The organism is Pseudomonas sp. LBUM1668 (genome assembly GCF_059695715.1).
Genome location: NZ_CP166787.1, coordinates 4,999,408 through 5,015,291 on the forward strand (window position 1 = coordinate 4,999,408; position 15,884 = coordinate 5,015,291).

The 15,884-nt window shown below is 57.3% G+C and carries 11 protein-coding genes, 2 tRNA genes and 2 rRNA genes; 5 read left to right on the forward strand and 10 right to left on the reverse strand.

All coding sequences use genetic code 11. The features are described from left to right. Positions 1-166: 166 nt before the first annotated feature. Positions 167-691 (forward strand): SET domain-containing protein-lysine N-methyltransferase, encoded by a 525-nt coding sequence (locus ACA061_RS22460; protein WP_150616392.1) that lies wholly within the window; start codon positions 167-169, stop codon positions 689-691. 22 nt (positions 692-713) lie between these two features. Here the strand turns inward: ACA061_RS22460 and can are convergent, their stop codons facing one another. Beyond that, positions 714-1,358, reverse strand: a complete 645-nt coding sequence (can, locus tag ACA061_RS22465) for a carbonate dehydratase (RefSeq protein ID WP_042561069.1) — start codon at positions 1,356-1,358, stop codon at positions 714-716. Between the two features lie 141 nt (positions 1,359-1,499). Here can and ACA061_RS22470 point away from each other — a divergent pair, with 141 nt between their 5' ends. Continuing rightward, positions 1,500-1,904, forward strand: coding sequence for a serine kinase/phosphatase (locus tag ACA061_RS22470; RefSeq protein WP_150605259.1), 405 nt, complete (start codon positions 1,500-1,502; stop codon positions 1,902-1,904). A gap of 166 nt (positions 1,905-2,070) precedes the next feature. Here ACA061_RS22470 and rimI read toward each other — a convergent pair whose 3' ends face one another. Continuing rightward, entirely contained in the window at positions 2,071-2,523 is a 453-nt protein-coding gene (gene rimI, locus ACA061_RS22475) for a ribosomal protein S18-alanine N-acetyltransferase (protein ID WP_042561071.1), read from the reverse strand. Further along, a complete protein-coding gene (locus ACA061_RS22480) occupies positions 2,516-3,262 on the reverse strand; it encodes an energy transducer TonB (protein ID WP_210555701.1) in 747 nt (248 codons plus the stop codon). Before ACA061_RS22480 ends, rimI begins: the two co-directional genes overlap by 8 nt. A gap of 230 nt (positions 3,263-3,492) precedes the next feature. Between ACA061_RS22480 and mksB the strand changes: the two genes are divergently transcribed. From mksB to mksF, 3 genes are read left to right on the forward strand one after another with little or no spacing between them, the layout of a single operon-like run. Beyond that, positions 3,493-4,773 carry an Mks condensin complex protein MksB gene (mksB, locus tag ACA061_RS22485; RefSeq protein WP_497300071.1) on the forward strand — a complete coding sequence of 427 codons (1,281 nt, stop codon included), beginning with the start codon at positions 3,493-3,495 and terminating at the stop codon, positions 4,771-4,773. Next, entirely contained in the window at positions 4,763-5,464 is a 702-nt protein-coding gene (gene mksE / locus ACA061_RS22490; RefSeq protein ID WP_150605257.1) for an Mks condensin complex protein MksE, read from the forward strand. The genes mksB and mksE overlap by 11 nt, the downstream gene beginning before the upstream one ends. After that, positions 5,461-8,301 carry an Mks condensin complex protein MksF gene (mksF, locus tag ACA061_RS22495; protein ID WP_150605256.1) on the forward strand — a complete coding sequence of 947 codons (2,841 nt, stop codon included), beginning with the start codon at positions 5,461-5,463 and terminating at the stop codon, positions 8,299-8,301. Before mksE ends, mksF begins: the two co-directional genes overlap by 4 nt. Positions 8,302-8,533: 232 nt before the next feature. Here mksF and ACA061_RS22500 read toward each other — a convergent pair whose 3' ends face one another. The 7 genes from ACA061_RS22500 to ACA061_RS22530 form a co-directional block, all read right to left on the reverse strand. After that, complete coding sequence (locus tag ACA061_RS22500) at positions 8,534-10,837, reverse strand: PqiB family protein (protein WP_210555672.1); 2,304 nt, start codon at positions 10,835-10,837, stop codon at positions 8,534-8,536. Then, positions 10,830-11,453, reverse strand: coding sequence for a paraquat-inducible protein A (locus ACA061_RS22505; RefSeq protein WP_150616395.1), 624 nt, complete (start codon positions 11,451-11,453; stop codon positions 10,830-10,832). The genes ACA061_RS22500 and ACA061_RS22505 overlap by 8 nt, the downstream gene beginning before the upstream one ends. Further along, positions 11,440-12,099 (reverse strand): paraquat-inducible protein A, encoded by a 660-nt coding sequence (locus ACA061_RS22510; protein WP_497300072.1) that lies wholly within the window; start codon positions 12,097-12,099, stop codon positions 11,440-11,442. The genes ACA061_RS22505 and ACA061_RS22510 overlap by 14 nt, the downstream gene beginning before the upstream one ends. A 149-nt stretch (positions 12,100-12,248) precedes the next feature. Beyond that, positions 12,249-12,364 (reverse strand): 5S ribosomal RNA (gene rrf / locus ACA061_RS22515). Between the two features lie 157 nt (positions 12,365-12,521). Next, positions 12,522-15,415, reverse strand: a 23S ribosomal RNA gene (locus ACA061_RS22520). Positions 15,416-15,656: 241 nt separating this feature from the next. Beyond that, positions 15,657-15,732, reverse strand: a tRNA-Ala gene (locus ACA061_RS22525). 10 nt (positions 15,733-15,742) lie between these two features. Further along, positions 15,743-15,819, reverse strand: a tRNA-Ile gene (locus tag ACA061_RS22530). Positions 15,820-15,884 lie beyond the last annotated feature (65 nt).

The window sequence follows — 15,884 nt, forward strand, 5'->3', positions numbered from 1 at the left end:
CCCGTGTCAGCCATGACTGACACGGGAAAGCGTCTATTTCGCCTGTCAGATCTGACAGTAGACCGTCTATACCTATTACGACTAGATTGGATCCAAAGAATGGTTCCGCCGTGCTGACAGGACGTCAGTTGAAGGAAGTCGTGCCCTCCTTGCGACAAGGACTGTTATGAGTACCCATGCGATTGCTGGATCGGTTCCACGCGATACCGAAGGCATCTACCCCTTCGCCGGCCTGCCGGTGCGCCTCGGGTTTCCGTCCAGCGCCGACTTCGAAGTCTTCCACGATGAGCATGGCACCCCGACAGGCGTCGCAGCGCGTCGGGAGTTTCAGCGCACCAGCCGAATGTGCCGGGTGTCTGGACAGTTGTTGCCCTATCGCTGTCGACAGACCCGGCAGCTATTGAACGGTATCCACGTCTACGATCCGCGCTTTTGCGGAGCGCTCGAACACGCCTGCGACCCGAACGTGTTTCTCGACATGAGCGAATTGTGGCTGTGGGCGTTGAAAGATATCCACAGGGGTGAGCGGCTGACCATGGATTACGCCGCCACCGAGGACAAACTGCTGCATCAGTTTGCCTGCGGTTGCGGTTCTGCACGGTGCCGCGGGTGGATCACCGGTTACAACGAACCACCGAGCATCGAGGGCCAGCACTTTTTACAGCGCTGGCGACGGCAAGGCTCACGCTGATCCGCGCGGGCAACCTTCGGGGCTACGGCGCCCCGACAGGACGCAAGCGATATTGCGGCGGCAGTTGCTCGAAACCGCTGATGGTCGCGTTCAGGCTTTTCCAGCGGCCATCCTTGATGCCGTAGATGCAACCGTGGATCGACAGGCTCTGCCCGCGATGCCAGGCGTTTTGCACAATGCTGGTGTGGCCGACGTTGGCCACTTGCTGGATCACGTTGAGCTCGCACATGCGATCGACCCGCTCTTCTTCGGTCGGCAGCTTGGCCAGTTCGTCACGCTTGTCGTAATAGAGGTCACGGATCGAGCGCAGCCAGCCGTCGATCAGACCGAGCTGACGATCCTGCATCGACGCCCGCACTCCGCCACAGCCGTAGTGGCCAGTGACCAGAATGTGTTTGACCTTGAGCACATCGACCGCGTACTGGATCACCGACAGGCAATTGAGGTCGGTGTGCAGCACCACGTTGGCGACATTGCGGTGTACGAACAAATCGCCCGGCAACATGCCGACGATTTCGTTGGCCGGCACCCGTGCATCGGAACAGCCGATCCACAGATATTCAGGGGTTTGCTGACGCGCCAGCTTGGCGAAGAAATCCGGGTCTTCCTTGGTGATCGCGTCAGCCCAACGCTCGTTGTTATCAATCAGGTCTTGTAAGTCATGCATGCTGTAAGGCCTCAAGAAAGATGCGCTGCTTTGACAGACGACCGTCGGTCGGGGTCACGAAAGGATCGCAAGTGTTTTTGTTGGAATTCTCGTGTGCCCGGTGAGTCCACCTTAGTAAGGCCCACACTATGAGGATTTGCCATGACTGATTCACGACGCCCTTACGATGCGGTGCAACCGGAACCCATCGATGATAACGAAGATCGCATGGGTTCGATGCACGAGCTGGACTTCGACGACGAACAGCCCAGCGCGAAGATCGGCGACGAACTGCCGGAACAGGAGCGCGAGCAACTGATGCCAGAGGAGCGCGTGCGTGAAGCGGGTCTCACTGGCGCGTCGACTGCCGACCATGAGCCGACCGACGATGACATGAGCCCGGAAACGCTGATTCGTGAGGATGGCGCCAGAGATGCCAGCGAATCCGGTGAAGACAATCCGGCGGACTGGGATTTGAGCGTGGTCGATGAAGACGACATCGGCGGCGGCAATGGCCTGGATGAAGCAGAGCTGGCACGGCGCAAACCGCTGGATGGCAATCGCTGATTATCAGCAGTAACGCCATCCCTGCTGATTACCTGCATTAACGCAATCCCTGTAGGAGCTGCCGAAGGCTGCGATCTTTTGATCTTGTTGTTCAACATCCAAAGCAAGATCAACAGATCGCAGCCTTCGGCCTCTCCTACAGAGGCTCAGCTATACATCAGTGGGATCAGTCAACCAAGGTGCAGGCCATGACCACCGCATCTTCACGCCCACCCACCGCCGGATAATAATCCCGACGCCGGCCAATCTCATTGAAGCCATAACGCTCATACAAACGGAATGCCGACTGGTTGCTGTCACGCACCTCCAGAAAACACTCGCGCGCCTGGGCGGCATACGCCCGCGACATCAGATGCTCCAGCAACGTCAGCCCTAGCCCACGCCCCTGATTCTCCGGTTTGACCGTGATGTTGAGCAGGTGCGCCTCATCCAGAATGATTTGCACCACGCCGTGACCGACCTGCTGCTGACCTTCAAACATCAACCAGATCTGGTATTTGCCCAGGCCGTCGAGAAAAATCCCACGGGTCCACGGGTGACTGTACGCGGCGAATTCAATCTTCAGCACAGCGTCCAGGTCCGCCTCGGTCATCGGGCGGAACGTTACAGCGTCACTCATTCGATTCTTTCCAGCGCGCCATCAGCCGACGCATGGCTTGCCACACAGCGGCTTTGCGCTGTGGCTCTTCCATTAACAATTCCAGACCGGGAACGGCCCAGGCAGCGCCCAGACCTTCGATCTGCAATTCACGATTGAACGCTTCGGCGTCCGCCTCACCGGCAAAACGCACCGCAGGCAGGCCGATCAGCCACAGGCAGGCGCAGGGCGCCGCTTCCATTTGTACCGAGAGAAAACCTTGCACGAAGTCGCGCGCCGCTTCCGGGCCCTGATCCATCGTGCCGCGATTCAACCACGGCCAGCGCACCGGCTCGCCAACGATCTGCGGCGCATCCGGCAGACCGGCAGCACGCAACATGTCCTTGAGCAAGAGATACGCCGGATCGCGGCTCTGGAAGGATTCACCTGTGGGTAACTCCACCAGCAGCAGGCAACGCCCGGCGCGCAGCAATTGCAGGGCGAAACGCGGAGGGGGCACTGGCGCAGGTTTGGCGACCACTGGCGTGTCGTCGGTCTCCTCGACCGGTTTTGTGCTGGCCCGAGTACTCGGCGACGAAGGCCGCGGCACTTCGATCTTCTGTCGCTCGGCTGGGCGTACGGCAGGCTGCACCGGGGTTTCGGCCTGTGGCGCAGCCACAATCGGCGCCTCGATTTCGGGCTCGGGCATGTCCAGCAGCTCGGGCCGCGAAGGGGCGGCGAAGGGCAATTCGGTGCGCGGCAGCCAATTGACCACCTGCATGGCGTTCAAATAGGCGCGGCGGCGGGACTCGATAAGCAAAGGTCGGCCACTTGTGGATAACTGAAGTGCGCCGATTCTACCGCCCTTCGCTCAAGATCGCTTGCTGTTGATCGATAGTCTTGAGCCACGCTCTACCTTAGAAAAAGCGACAGCCCGTCCCGAGAGTGAATCGCATCCTTCGTGATGCAGTACAATCGCGGCTTTTAATCGCCAACCAGCCGGCCATTCCGATGATCGAACCCAAGCGCGTCTTGCGCGCCCTCGCTGAACACTGGGCACTTCTGGAGCCACTGTGCGAGCACTTCGACCAAGGCACACTGAGCCTCAACGAACTGCGCACGCAACTGGCCGCCCAACAACTGGACAGCACGCCGCAGGACATCACCAGCCTGCTCGACGTGTGGATTCGCCTCGACATTCTGGTGCCCGTGGCGAAAAGCCCGAACCGTTTCGAGCTCAATGCGCAGATTCACGACTTCCTCGCCTACCTGCGCCGTGAGCACCGTTTGGGCCTGTGCCTGGAAATCGAGGCCTATCTGCGGCATCTCGAGCGCCTGGCCGGTTACATTCAGGACGCGTTCGATATCCGCGATGGCCACGACCTGGCCCGTCAACTGCGCTTGCTCGACATGCGCGTACGCGACGTGTTGAAGAAGCTCGACAACGACGAGCAGGCGCTGGTGGCCGTGGCTGAACGCGCGAAGACCAGCGACCGGCAGATTCCGCTGCGTCAGCGTTACGCCGAAGTGCTGGCGACCTGGGACGAATACGTCGAGCCAATGATCGATCTGGTCAACGCCGACGGCGCCTTCGAGCAAGGCGTGCGCAAGGTCGAAACCGTGCTGCTGAAGATGCTCAGCGAACAGCAACGCCTCGGCCATCTGGTCGATGACGACATGCTGCTGCGCACCCACGCGCGCATCCTCGAAATGCAGACCAGCGCCCAACTGACCCTGCGTCATGCCCGTGAACTGCTGCTGCCGCTGCGTGAAGAAGCACGCCGCCATAACGCCGTGACCCGTGGCGCCGCATTGGCGCTGGCCGCGATCCGCCGCAAAGGGATCGATGCCGTGCCGCAAGCCGCGATGCCGCTGTTCACCCGGCCACAAAGCACCTTCCTCGGCAGCGCCAGTCAGGTCGAAGCCTACGTGTATGCATTGGCGCGTTTCGAGCCGAAGCCGGCGCGTTTCCCCAAGGCCCACAAAACCCAGAAAGGTGGCGAAGCTCCACGTGCGCCGCGCACCGTGCGCGAAATGCTCGAGCGCTGCAAAGATGCCCTGCCGATGCCTGACCTGATGGTCTGGCTGCTGGAGCAGGAACCGGACGGCGCTACCGACGAATTGCTTTACTGGTTCTCGCGCCTGTCGCGGGAAAAACGCTTCAAGCGCGAGCGTCTGGAACGCCGCGAATACCACACTCACGAGCACCAGGTCAGCCTGCGCTCCTTCGCCCTGCTCTCGGCCCGCGACCCCGCCGCCGAGGATTCTGCGAGCATCCCAAATGCATCTTGATCTCTCCGAACTGTCCCAACTCGCGCCGATCTTCCGCGAACTGTTCAAGGGCTACCACGTCAGCCGCCGTGATCCGGAGCTGTACGCGCAACTGTCGAACTTCCAGGATCAGTACCGCACGCTGTTCAAGGCCCTGGGCTTTGAACTGGTCTGCGACACCCGTGGTTTCTACTACTTCGTGCCGGATCTGGCGGCTGCGGCGGTGAACAAGACTGCCCAGCGTCTGGCCCTGTTTACCTTCATCCTCGTCGAGCATCTGGCCGATCAGGGCCGCGACCCGATCGCTGTGCTTGATGGTGGCAGCCTCGGCCGCGAAGAGCTGCCGTCGTTGCTGGAGAAGTACCGCGATCTGTTTATTCAGGCCGAAGTACAGACCGTTGAAGAGCTGGAAGAAAAGATCATGCGCCGCATGACCCAGCTCGGTTTCGCTGGTGAGGAAAACGGCGTGTACCGTTTCCTGCCGCCGATGCACCGATTCCTCGATGTGTGCCTGTCGGTTCAGCAAGACCGCGATCTGGCCGCCAGTGTGCACAGCGTTCTGCCGCTGCCAGCGCCAGTGTTGATCGACGAAGCCGCCGAAGCCAAATTCCTCGAAACCGACGATCCGCTCGATCTCTCGGAATTTGAAGAAGAGAGCGAAGAAGACGCACTGGCCCGCGCCATTGCTGAAGAACAGGAGACCGACGCATGAGCCAGGAACGCTACGGCATCCGCCGCTTTGCCCTTTTGAACACCGCCGGTTACAGCCTCGGCCTGTTCCCGCTGGAAGAACCGCTGTCGGTTTATGGCGCGAACAACCTCGGTAAATCGGCGTCGATCAACGCCTTGCAGTTCCCGATTCTGGCGCGCATGTCGGACATGAGCTTCGGCAAGTACAGTCTGGAACAATCGCGGCGCTTCTACTTCGCTACCGACACCAGTTACATCCTTGTCGAAGTCAACCTGCCCCACGGCCCGCACGTTATCGGCGTGGTCGGTCGCGGCCCGGGCGGTGGTTTCGGTCACCAGTTTTTCGCCTACGCCGGCAAACTCGACCTGGCCCATTACCAGAAAAACGACACTTGCCTGCGCCAGAAAGAGCTGTTCAGCAACCTTGAGAAAGAAGGCCTGAAAGCCTACGAACTCAAGCCTGACGAACTGCGTCGCTTGCTGGTGGGCGGTCACACGTCGATCCCGCTGGACCTGACCCTGATCCCGCTGCGCTCCACCAGCGAGCAGAGTCTGAAGACGTTCCGCGCACTGTTCATCAACCTGCTGCACATGCGCGAAATCACCGCGGCCAAGCTCAAGCAACTGTTCCTCGATGCGTTCGAGCACAGCTTGCGTTCGGGCAGCGTCGATTACATCGCCGCGTGCGAAGAAGCGTTCCGCGACGTACGCCGCATGGAACAGGACTACAACTCGCTGGTCGCCGCTGGTCCATTGGTCGAAGCCTTGGCCAACGGCGTGAAACAGCGTGACGTGCTGCGCGGCAAACTGCATCGCCTGTCACCGCTGCTCGACTCCTTGCTCGGCACCTGGTCGGATTACGCCGGTGCGCGCAAGGAAGAGCTGACGATTCAGGCCGATCACTACCGCGGCGAGCAAGACGCACTGCAAAACAATCAGCGTGGCGGTACGCAAGAGCTGATGCGTCTGGAGCGGGAAATTTCCGGCATCCAGCGCTGGCTCGGCGAATTGTCGGTGTTGAAGAATCGTTTCGCGCTGGTCGATGACGTCAAAGTGCTGGAACAACAGTTGCTCGCGGCCAAAGACGCTCACGACGAGTTGGCCGGAGCCTTGGCGCAATCGCGTCAGTTCAGCGCCGAAGATCTGGAAGAGCGTCTGCGCGATCTGGAAAAACGCCTGAAGTCGGTGAAACAGCAACTCGATCACGCCGACAACAACAGCTACGCCCGTCTGCGTGAAGAATTCTCGCAGCCTGACGTCGAGCGTTTGATGCGTCTGTTCAACAGCGCGCTGTTCAGCTTGCCGCTGGGCGAACACGGCATCACCCTCGACGACAATGGCGAGTGGGTCAAATCGGTTGAGCTGATTCTCGATGGATTCAAAGGCGAGCGCTTCGAGGTGCCGGGCCTGTCGATCGACCTCTCGCACATCGAGCCGCCGGCCCTGCAAGCCTTGGCCGACCGTGCCGCGCTGCGTGATCAGAAAGAGCGTCTGGACAAAGAGCTCAAGCAACTGAAAACCCAACAGGCTGTAGCCGCCGACCGCTCCGCGAGCAAGACCCAGACCGAAGCGCTTTATCAGCAGGTGCTGGATGCGCAAAAGGCGCTGGAAGACTTCCGCCGCAGCCAGACCCTGAGCGCCGAAGAAGGCGACAAGCTTGAGCAACTGGCGCAGATGGAAGGCGCGCAAGACGAACTCAAACGCTCCAGCGATGCGTTCACCGAACGCGTCCAGCAACTGTCGGCCAAGCTGCAACTGGTTGGCCGGCAGATCGCCGACATGGAAGCCAAGCAACGCACCCTCGACGACGCCCTGCGCCGCCGTCAGTTGCTGCCGGCGGACCTGCCGTTCGGCACGCCGTTCATGGATCCGGTCGACGATTCGATGGACAACCTGCTGCCGCTGCTCAACGACTATCAGGACAGTTGGCAGGGGCTGCTGCGCGCCGATGGCCAGATCGAAGCGCTTTACGCGCAGGTGCGCCTCAAAGGCGTGGCCAAGTTCGACAGCGAGGACGACATGGAGCGCCGCCTGTCACTGCTGATCAACGCTTACGCGCACCGTACCGACGAGGCGCTGACCCTCGGCAAGGCGCGTCGTGCGGCAGTCACCGACATCGCCCGGACCCTGCGCAACATTCGTAGCGACTACGACAGCCTCGAGCACCAACTGGCGCTGTTCAACCGCGAGATCAACAAGCGTCAGGTGTCCAACCTGCAGAGCTTCCGTATCGTCCTCGCGCCGAACAAGGAAGCGCTCAAGCACATCGATCAGATCATCCACAGCGCCGGTCAGTACGAAGAAGGCGAAACCCTGTCGGTGTTCGACCTTAGCCAGAGCGCCGAGCAGGACAACAAGAACGAAGAGGCCAAGGAATACCTGGCGCGGTTGGTGGCGGCAAACCACAACCAGCTCGGCCTCAAGGACTTGTTCGAACTGGCGTTCGAGATCACCAAGGTCAACGGCCAACCGGTTATCCACACCGACATCGACGGCGCGGCGTCCAACGGCACCACCATGACCATCAAGGCGCTGACCAACATGTACTTGTTGCTGCACTTGATGGACCGCGATCAGGCCGGTCGCGTACGCCTGCCGTACTACCTCGATGAGGCAGCGGACATCGACGAAAAGAACCAGGCAGCCTTGCTGGAAACCAGCCTGCAACTGGGCTTCGTACCGATTCTGGCGAGCGTGAAGCCGCAGGTCTGCGCCAGTGTCGCCATCGACCTGGAAGGCGGCAGCGGCCCGGCAGGGATCTACATCGACGAGGCGGACTGGAAGTACATCCGTCGCCATGATGTGGTCAAAGCCACGGTAAATGTTGAAGCGGATGAGCCGGAGCTGGATGCGGTTTGATCGGCGTTAACTGAAGGCAATAAAAAGGGCCGCGATCTGATTGGATCGCGGCCCTTTTTTATGGCCTGGGGTTTTGTTGTGGGTTTTAAGGCCGCATCGCTGGCAAGTCGAATCGTCGCACCGCAGCTCCCACAGGTTTGGCGTCGAACACGGATTGTATGAGCACCGCCGACCCCTGTGGGAGCTGGCTTGCCAGCGAAGGCGTCCTCCCAGACACCTCATAATTCCCGGATTACTTACCGAGCTGGATTTTCGGCGCCCACGTCAGCCACTCATCCTCGAACTTGTCGAACAGCGGGAACGTCTGCTCTGCCCGAGCGGGATTGCCCATGCGCTCGCCATCCGGCGTGGCAAACGCGATACCACCCTGAATCGCCGTTTCAAGCGATTCCGTGCGTACCGTCAAGCCGTTGAACAAGCCGATATCGAAACCCACGCCACTGGTGTTCCAGAAGCGGCTGCCACTGCGCACCAACGGCGCATATTTCGGCTCGATCAGAATGTGCACCAACACGCGATCAGCGGTCTGGCCCAGTTCATAACCGGTGACTTTGCCCACGGTAATTTCACGGTAGGTCACTGGCACACCCGGTTTCAGCGAACCACGACGAGCGGCGCTCAATACCAGACTCAAACCCGCCTCTTGCTTGGCGACTTCCGGCGCATTGGCCAGTGCGACGAAGTTCTTCTGTGGGCCGAGGTTCTTCGCCGCTGGTTGCACTTCGATATATTGCCCGGTGACGAGAGTTTCCAGATTGGATGTCTTGATCAACCCCAACTCCGGTTTGACCACCCAGAACTGACTGCCGACCCGGGCAATTTTCTCTGGTACTTCAGTGATGCGTGCGGTGAGGATGACCGATTGCAGATCGTCGGTCAGATCGACACTTTCGATCTTGCCGACATCCAGCCCCTTGAATCGAACTGGCGTACCGCTGCGCAAACCATCGGCGCGATCAACCTTGATCGTCACGACATCGCCCTTTTGATTGGCGTCGTCATGGCTGGCAAACAGGCGGAAACGCGGAATACGTTTCTGCAATGGCGCCTTGGCCTGTGGCGTTTCGAAAGCAATACCGCCGGCCATCAGCGTCTGCAGTGATTCACTCTTCACTTGAATGCCGCCCGTCAGGCCACCGGTCAGCGTAATACCGCTGACATTCCAGAAACGGGTCGAGGCGTTAACCAGGTTCTCGTATTCCTTCTCGATGTGAACACCGATAACCACTTGCTTTCTGGTCCTGGAAAACTGGTAGCTCTGTACCGAACCGACCTTGACCTGTTTGTAAAGAATCGGACTGCCGACTTCAATCGAACCCAGGGCATCGGTGAACAACACCAGGTGCAGGCCCGGCGAACGCAGATCCAGAGGCGGCGCCTTTGGCCTGGCCTCGAATTCACGTTTCGGGGCAGCCCCTTTGTCACCCGGTCGCACGGCGATGTAGTTACCTTTGACCAGGGCTTCCAGCCCAGTGATACCGGCAAGAGAGATCGACGGTTTGACCACCCAGAATTGCGTGCCATCGACCAGATAGTCTTCGGCCAATGGATCAAGGGTGAGTTCGGCAGTGGCGCTGTTGAGATCCGGATCGACCTTCAGCGCTTTCAGATTGCCGACCTGAATGCCTTTGTACATCACCGGCGTACGACCGGCCTGCAGACCTTCGAAGTCACTGAGTTTGACCTTCACGCGGATTCCGGCAGCGGCGGCGTCGAAATCTTCATAGAGGCGGAACGGCAGGCTTGGATCAGTCGCAGGACTGTCCTTGCGATTCTCTGGCGTGGCGAAGGCGATACCGCCGGCGACGATACTCGCCAGCGATTCGCTGCGCACTTTTACCCCAGACAGGTTGGCGTCGATGCTGATGCCGCTGGCGTTCCAGAAACGTGTGTGTTTACGCACCAGTTTGGCGTAGGTCGGCTCGATAAAAACTTTGAGCTCGACAGTACTCTGGTCTTCCGAAAGCAGATAGCTTTTGACCTGACCGACCTTGATCTGCTTGTAGAACACCGGGCTGCCGCGGCTCAGCGAGCCGAGACGATCAGCTTTGATGGTCAGGTGCAGACCAGGCTTGGCATCAGACAGCGGCGGCTCTTCAGCCAGCGCCTTGAACTTGCGCAAAGGCTCGCCTTCGCCGGGACTGATGGCGACGTAGTTACCGGAGACCAGTGTTTCCAGTCCTGTAATACCGGCCAGCGTCACACTGGGCTTGATCAGCCAAAAGCGGGTGCTGGTCTTGAGGTATGGCTCGACGTCTTTATTCATCTCGACCGTGGCGATCACTCCTTTGGAGTTGCCTTCATCGTCGAGCTTGAGCGTCTTGACCTTGCCGACCGACATACCTTTGTACATGACCTCGGTCTTGTTGGCCTGGATGCCTTCGCCGCTCTCGAAACGAATCTGGATCTCGATACCGGTTTCGGAGTAAGCACGCCAGCCGAGCCAGCCACCGATGATCAGCGCGATCAAAGGCAGTACCCAAATGGCAGACCAGTTCGAGGCCGGTCGGGTTTTCGCTACAGGCAAATCAGTCATGGTCGTCATCCGACTCCGTGTTATCCCAAATCAGTCGGGGATCGAAAGTTACTGCGGCAAGCATCGTCAGAATCACCACAGTGGCGAAGGCGATGGCGCCAAGATTGGCTTCGACACTGGCAAGCCGGCCGAAGTTGACGACCGCCACCAGGATGGCGATCACAAAAATATCAAGCATCGACCAGCGGCCAATGAATTCGATGAAACGGTACATCCAGATGCGCTGACGCGCGGACAACGGCTGACGTCGCTGTACCGAAAACAGCAACAGCGCGATTCCCACCAGTTTGAAAGTCGGCACCAGAATACTGGCAATGAAAACGACCGCAGCAATTGGGATCATGCCGTGCTGCACCAACTGGATCACCCCGGACATGATGGTGCTCGGATCACCCTGCCCCAAAGAACTGACAGTCATGATCGGCAGCACGTTGGCCGGAATATAGATAATCGCTGCGGTGATCAGCAGTGCCCAGGTTCTGGTCAAGCTGTTCGGACGGCGCGGGTGAACAAGAGCCCCGCAGCGCGTGCAGGTCTGCTCGTCGGTGTCCGCTTCTTGCCTGTTCAACTCGTGGCATTCGGTACAAGTCAGAATGCCCGCATCAATCGCCCGCATGAGCATCCTCTCCAGATAACGCCTGCCAGATCTGATGCGGCGACATCACCACTTCCAGCCAGACCTGAATCAACAACAAGCCGATGAAACACGCCAGCCCGAGGCCGACGGTGATGGCTGCCATGTCCGCCAGTTTAACGATCGCCACCAGTACGCCCATGAGGTAGACCTCGAGCATTCCCCAGTCTTTGAGGTGGTGGTAAATGCGGTAGAGCAGCAGGCCGTAGCTGCGCCCAAGGTTCAAGCGGATCGTCAGCAGTACCGCTAATTGACACAGCAACTTGATTAACGGAATGGCCATGCTGCACAGGAATACGACGATCGAAACACCTTGCATGCCGGTGTTGAACAACCCTACAACGCCGCTCCAGACAGTGTCGTGCGACGACTGCCCGAGTAGATTGAGCTGCATGATGGGTAAAAAGTTCGCTGGCACGTAGAGCAAGAGTGCCGCGATGACCAAGGCAAGGCTGCGCTGCACCACATTATCGCGGTGGGCGTACAACTCGTAACCGCAGCGCGGGCACAGGGCTTTTTCGCCGTGGGCAAGTTTCGGCTTGCGCATCAGCAGGTCGCACTCGTGACAGGCCACCAGGTCTTCCAGCGGTAAATCTGACAGCCCTGAGGCGTCAACCGGATCTGACATAAAGGCTCTGGCTCCGAAAAAGTTGGGGCTATTCTAGTGTTCTGCTTCGAAAATAACTGTGCAAATTTGTTCACTGGCACAAAACAAAAACTTTCCTGCGGACAAAACAAAACCCCAACTGCTTTCGCAATTGGGGTTTCGGAATTTAATCTTGACGATGACCTACTCTCACATGGGGAAACCCCACACTACCATCGGCGATGCATCGTTTCACTGCTGAGTTCGGGATGGGATCAGGTGGTTCCAACGCTCTATGGTCGTCAAGAAATTCGGGTACTGAGTCGTGACCAGTTGGCCTCGCTTCAGCAAATTGGGTATGTGATAGCTTTCGGTGTTTTGTGAACATCGAACTTTCGGTTCGTTTCGTCTTCACACACCGCAATCTGATGCTCTTTCGAGTAGTCAAATTGCTTGGGTGTTATATGGTCAAGCCTCACGGGCAATTAGTATTGGTTAGCTCAACGCCTCACAGCGCTTACACACCCAACCTATCAACGTCGTAGTCTTCGACGGCCCTTCAGGGAACTCAAGGTTCCAGTGAGATCTCATCTTGAGGCAAGTTTCCCGCTTAGATGCTTTCAGCGGTTATCTTTCCCGAACATAGCTACCCGGCAATGCCACTGGCGTGACAACCGGAACACCAGAGGTTCGTCCACTCCGGTCCTCTCGTACTAGGAGCAGCCCCTCTCAAATCTCAAACGTCCACGGCAGATAGGGACCGAACTGTCTCACGACGTTCTAAACCCAGCTCGCGTACCACTTTAAATGGCGAACAGCCATACCCTTGGGACCGGCTTCAGCCCCAGGATGTGATGAGCCGACATCGAGGTGCCAAACACCGCCGTCGATATGAACTCTTGGGCGGTATCAGCCTGTTATCCCCGGAGTACCTTTTATCCGTTGAGCGATGGCCCTTCCATACAGAACCACCGGATCACTAAGACCTACTTTCGTACCTGCTCGACGTGTCTGTCTCGCAGTCAAGCGCGCTTTTGCCTTTATACTCTACGACCGATTTCCGACCGGTCTGAGCGCACCTTCGTACTCCTCCGTTACTCTTTAGGAGGAGACCGCCCCAGTCAAACTACCCACCATACACTGTCCTCGATCCGGATAACGGACCTGAGTTAGAACCTCAAAGTTGCCAGGGTGGTATTTCAAGGTTGGCTCCACGCGAACTGGCGTCCACGCTTCAAAGCCTCCCACCTATCCTACACAAGCAAATTCAAAGTCCAGTGCAAAGCTATAGTAAAGGTTCACGGGGTCTTTCCGTCTAGCCGCGGATACACTGCATCTTCACAGCGATTTCAATTTCACTGAGTCTCGGGTGGAGACAGCGCCGCCATCGTTACGCCATTCGTGCAGGTCGGAACTTACCCGACAAGGAATTTCGCTACCTTAGGACCGTTATAGTTACGGCCGCCGTTTACCGGGGCTTCGATCAAGAGCTTCGCGTTAGCTAACCCCATCAATTAACCTTCCGGCACCGGGCAGGCGTCACACCCTATACGTCCACTTTCGTGTTTGCAGAGTGCTGTGTTTTTAATAAACAGTCGCAGCGGCCTGGTATCTTCGACCGGCATGAGCTTACGGAGCAAGTCCTTCACCCTCACCGGCGCACCTTCTCCCGAAGTTACGGTGCCATTTTGCCTAGTTCCTTCACCCGAGTTCTCTCAAGCGCCTTGGTATTCTCTACCCAACCACCTGTGTCGGTTTGGGGTACGGTTCCTGGTTACCTGAAGCTTAGAAGCTTTTCTTGGAAGCATGGCATCAACCACTTCGTCATCTAAAAGATGACTCGTCATCAGCTCTCGGCCTTAGAATCCCGGATTTACCTAAGATTCCAGCCTACCACCTTAAACTTGGACAACCAACGCCAAGCTGGCCTAGCCTTCTCCGTCCCTCCATCGCAATAACCAGAAGTACAGGAATATTAACCTGTTTTCCATCGACTACGCTTTTCAGCCTCGCCTTAGGGACCGACTAACCCTGCGTCGATTAACGTTGCGCAGGAAACCTTGGTCTTTCGGCGTGGGTGTTTTTCACACCCATTGTCGTTACTCATGTCAGCATTCGCACTTCTGATACCTCCAGCAAGCTTCTCAACTCACCTTCACAGGCTTACAGAACGCTCCTCTACCGCATCATCCTAAGATGATACCCGTAGCTTCGGTGTATGGTTTGAGCCCCGTTACATCTTCCGCGCAGGCCGACTCGACTAGTGAGCTATTACGCTTTCTTTAAAGGGTGGCTGCTTCTAAGCCAACCTCCTAGCTGTCTAAGCCTTCCCACATCGTTTCCCACTTAACCATAACTTTGGGACCTTAGCTGACGGTCTGGGTTGTTTCCCTTTTCACGACGGACGTTAGCACCCGCCGTGTGTCTCCCATGCTCGGCACTTGTAGGTATTCGGAGTTTGCATCGGTTTGGTAAGTCGGGATGACCCCCTAGCCGAAACAGTGCTCTACCCCCTACAGTGATACATGAGGCGCTACCTAAATAGCTTTCGAGGAGAACCAGCTATCTCCGAGCTTGATTAGCCTTTCACTCCGATCCACAGGTCATCCGCTAACTTTTCAACGGTAGTCGGTTCGGTCCTCCAGTTAGTGTTACCCAACCTTCAACCTGCCCATGGATAGATCGCCCGGTTTCGGGTCTATTCCCAGCGACTAGACGCCCTATTAAGACTCGCTTTCGCTACGCCTCCCCTATTCGGTTAAGCTCGCCACTGAAAATAAGTCGCTGACCCATTATACAAAAGGTACGCAGTCACAGAACAAAGTCTGCTCCCACTGCTTGTACGCATACGGTTTCAGGATCTATTTCACTCCCCTCTCCGGGGTTCTTTTCGCCTTTCCCTCACGGTACTAGTTCACTATCGGTCAGTCAGTAGTATTTAGCCTTGGAGGATGGTCCCCCCATATTCAGACAAAGTTTCTCGTGCTCCGTCCTACTCGATTTCATGACCAAGAGATTTTCGCGTACAGGGCTATCACCCACTATGGCCGCACTTTCCAGAGCGTTCCGCTAATCTCAAAGCCACTTAAGGGCTAGTCCCCGTTCGCTCGCCACTACTAAGGGAATCTCGGTTGATTTCTTTTCCTCAGGGTACTTAGATGTTTCAGTTCCCCTGGTTCGCCTCTTGCACCTATGTATTCAGTACAAGATAACCATCTTATGATGGCTGGGTTCCCCCATTCAGACATCTCCGGATCAAAGTCTGTTTGCCGACTCCCCGAAGCTTTTCGCAGGCTACCACGTCTTTCATCGCCTCTGACTGCCAAGGCATCCACCGTATGCGCTTCTTCACTTGACCATATAACCCCAAGCAATCTGGTTATACTGTGAAGACGACATTCGCCGAAAATTCGATAATACTCAATTCAGAGTAACTCACAAATTTTACCTTAGCCTGATCCGTTACCAGTGAAAGTAACGTTCAGTCTATCTTTCTATCACATACCCAAATTTTTAAAGAACGATCTAATCAAAAGACTAGAAATCAATATTCAATGCGAATATTCATTTCTAAACTCTTAAACTTTCGAAGCAGTTTATGGTGGAGCCAAGCGGGATCGAACCGCTGACCTCCTGCGTGCAAGGCAGGCGCTCTCCCAGCTGAGCTATGGCCCCATAACAAAATTGGTGGGTCTGGGCAGATTCGAACTGCCGACCTCACCCTTATCAGGGGTGCGCTCTAACCAACTGAGCTACAGACCCAATTTCGAGCTTGTAACTGTTAGCTCAGAGCTATCAGCTTGGAGCTTAAAGCTGCTTCTATCGTC

Excerpts from the sequence above, each read along its gene's own strand:
- ACA061_RS22460 (WP_150616392.1), top strand. The coding sequence starts at position 167 with ATGAGTACCCATGCGATTGCTGGATCGGTTCCACGCGATACCGAAGGC.
- can (WP_042561069.1), bottom strand. The coding sequence starts at position 1,358 with ATGCATGACTTACAAGACCTGATTGATAACAACGAGCGTTGGGCTGAC.
- ACA061_RS22470 (WP_150605259.1), top strand. The coding sequence starts at position 1,500 with ATGACTGATTCACGACGCCCTTACGATGCGGTGCAACCGGAACCCATC.
- rimI (WP_042561071.1), bottom strand. The coding sequence starts at position 2,523 with ATGAGTGACGCTGTAACGTTCCGCCCGATGACCGAGGCGGACCTGGAC.
- ACA061_RS22480 (WP_210555701.1), bottom strand. The coding sequence starts at position 3,262 with ATGCAGGTGGTCAATTGGCTGCCGCGCACCGAATTGCCCTTCGCCGCC.
- mksB (WP_497300071.1), top strand. The coding sequence starts at position 3,493 with ATGATCGAACCCAAGCGCGTCTTGCGCGCCCTCGCTGAACACTGGGCA.
- mksE (WP_150605257.1), top strand. The coding sequence starts at position 4,763 with ATGCATCTTGATCTCTCCGAACTGTCCCAACTCGCGCCGATCTTCCGC.
- mksF (WP_150605256.1), top strand. The coding sequence starts at position 5,461 with ATGAGCCAGGAACGCTACGGCATCCGCCGCTTTGCCCTTTTGAACACC.
- ACA061_RS22500 (WP_210555672.1), bottom strand. The coding sequence starts at position 10,837 with ATGACTGATTTGCCTGTAGCGAAAACCCGACCGGCCTCGAACTGGTCT.
- ACA061_RS22505 (WP_150616395.1), bottom strand. The coding sequence starts at position 11,453 with ATGCGGGCGATTGATGCGGGCATTCTGACTTGTACCGAATGCCACGAG.
- ACA061_RS22510 (WP_497300072.1), bottom strand. The coding sequence starts at position 12,099 with ATGTCAGATCCGGTTGACGCCTCAGGGCTGTCAGATTTACCGCTGGAA.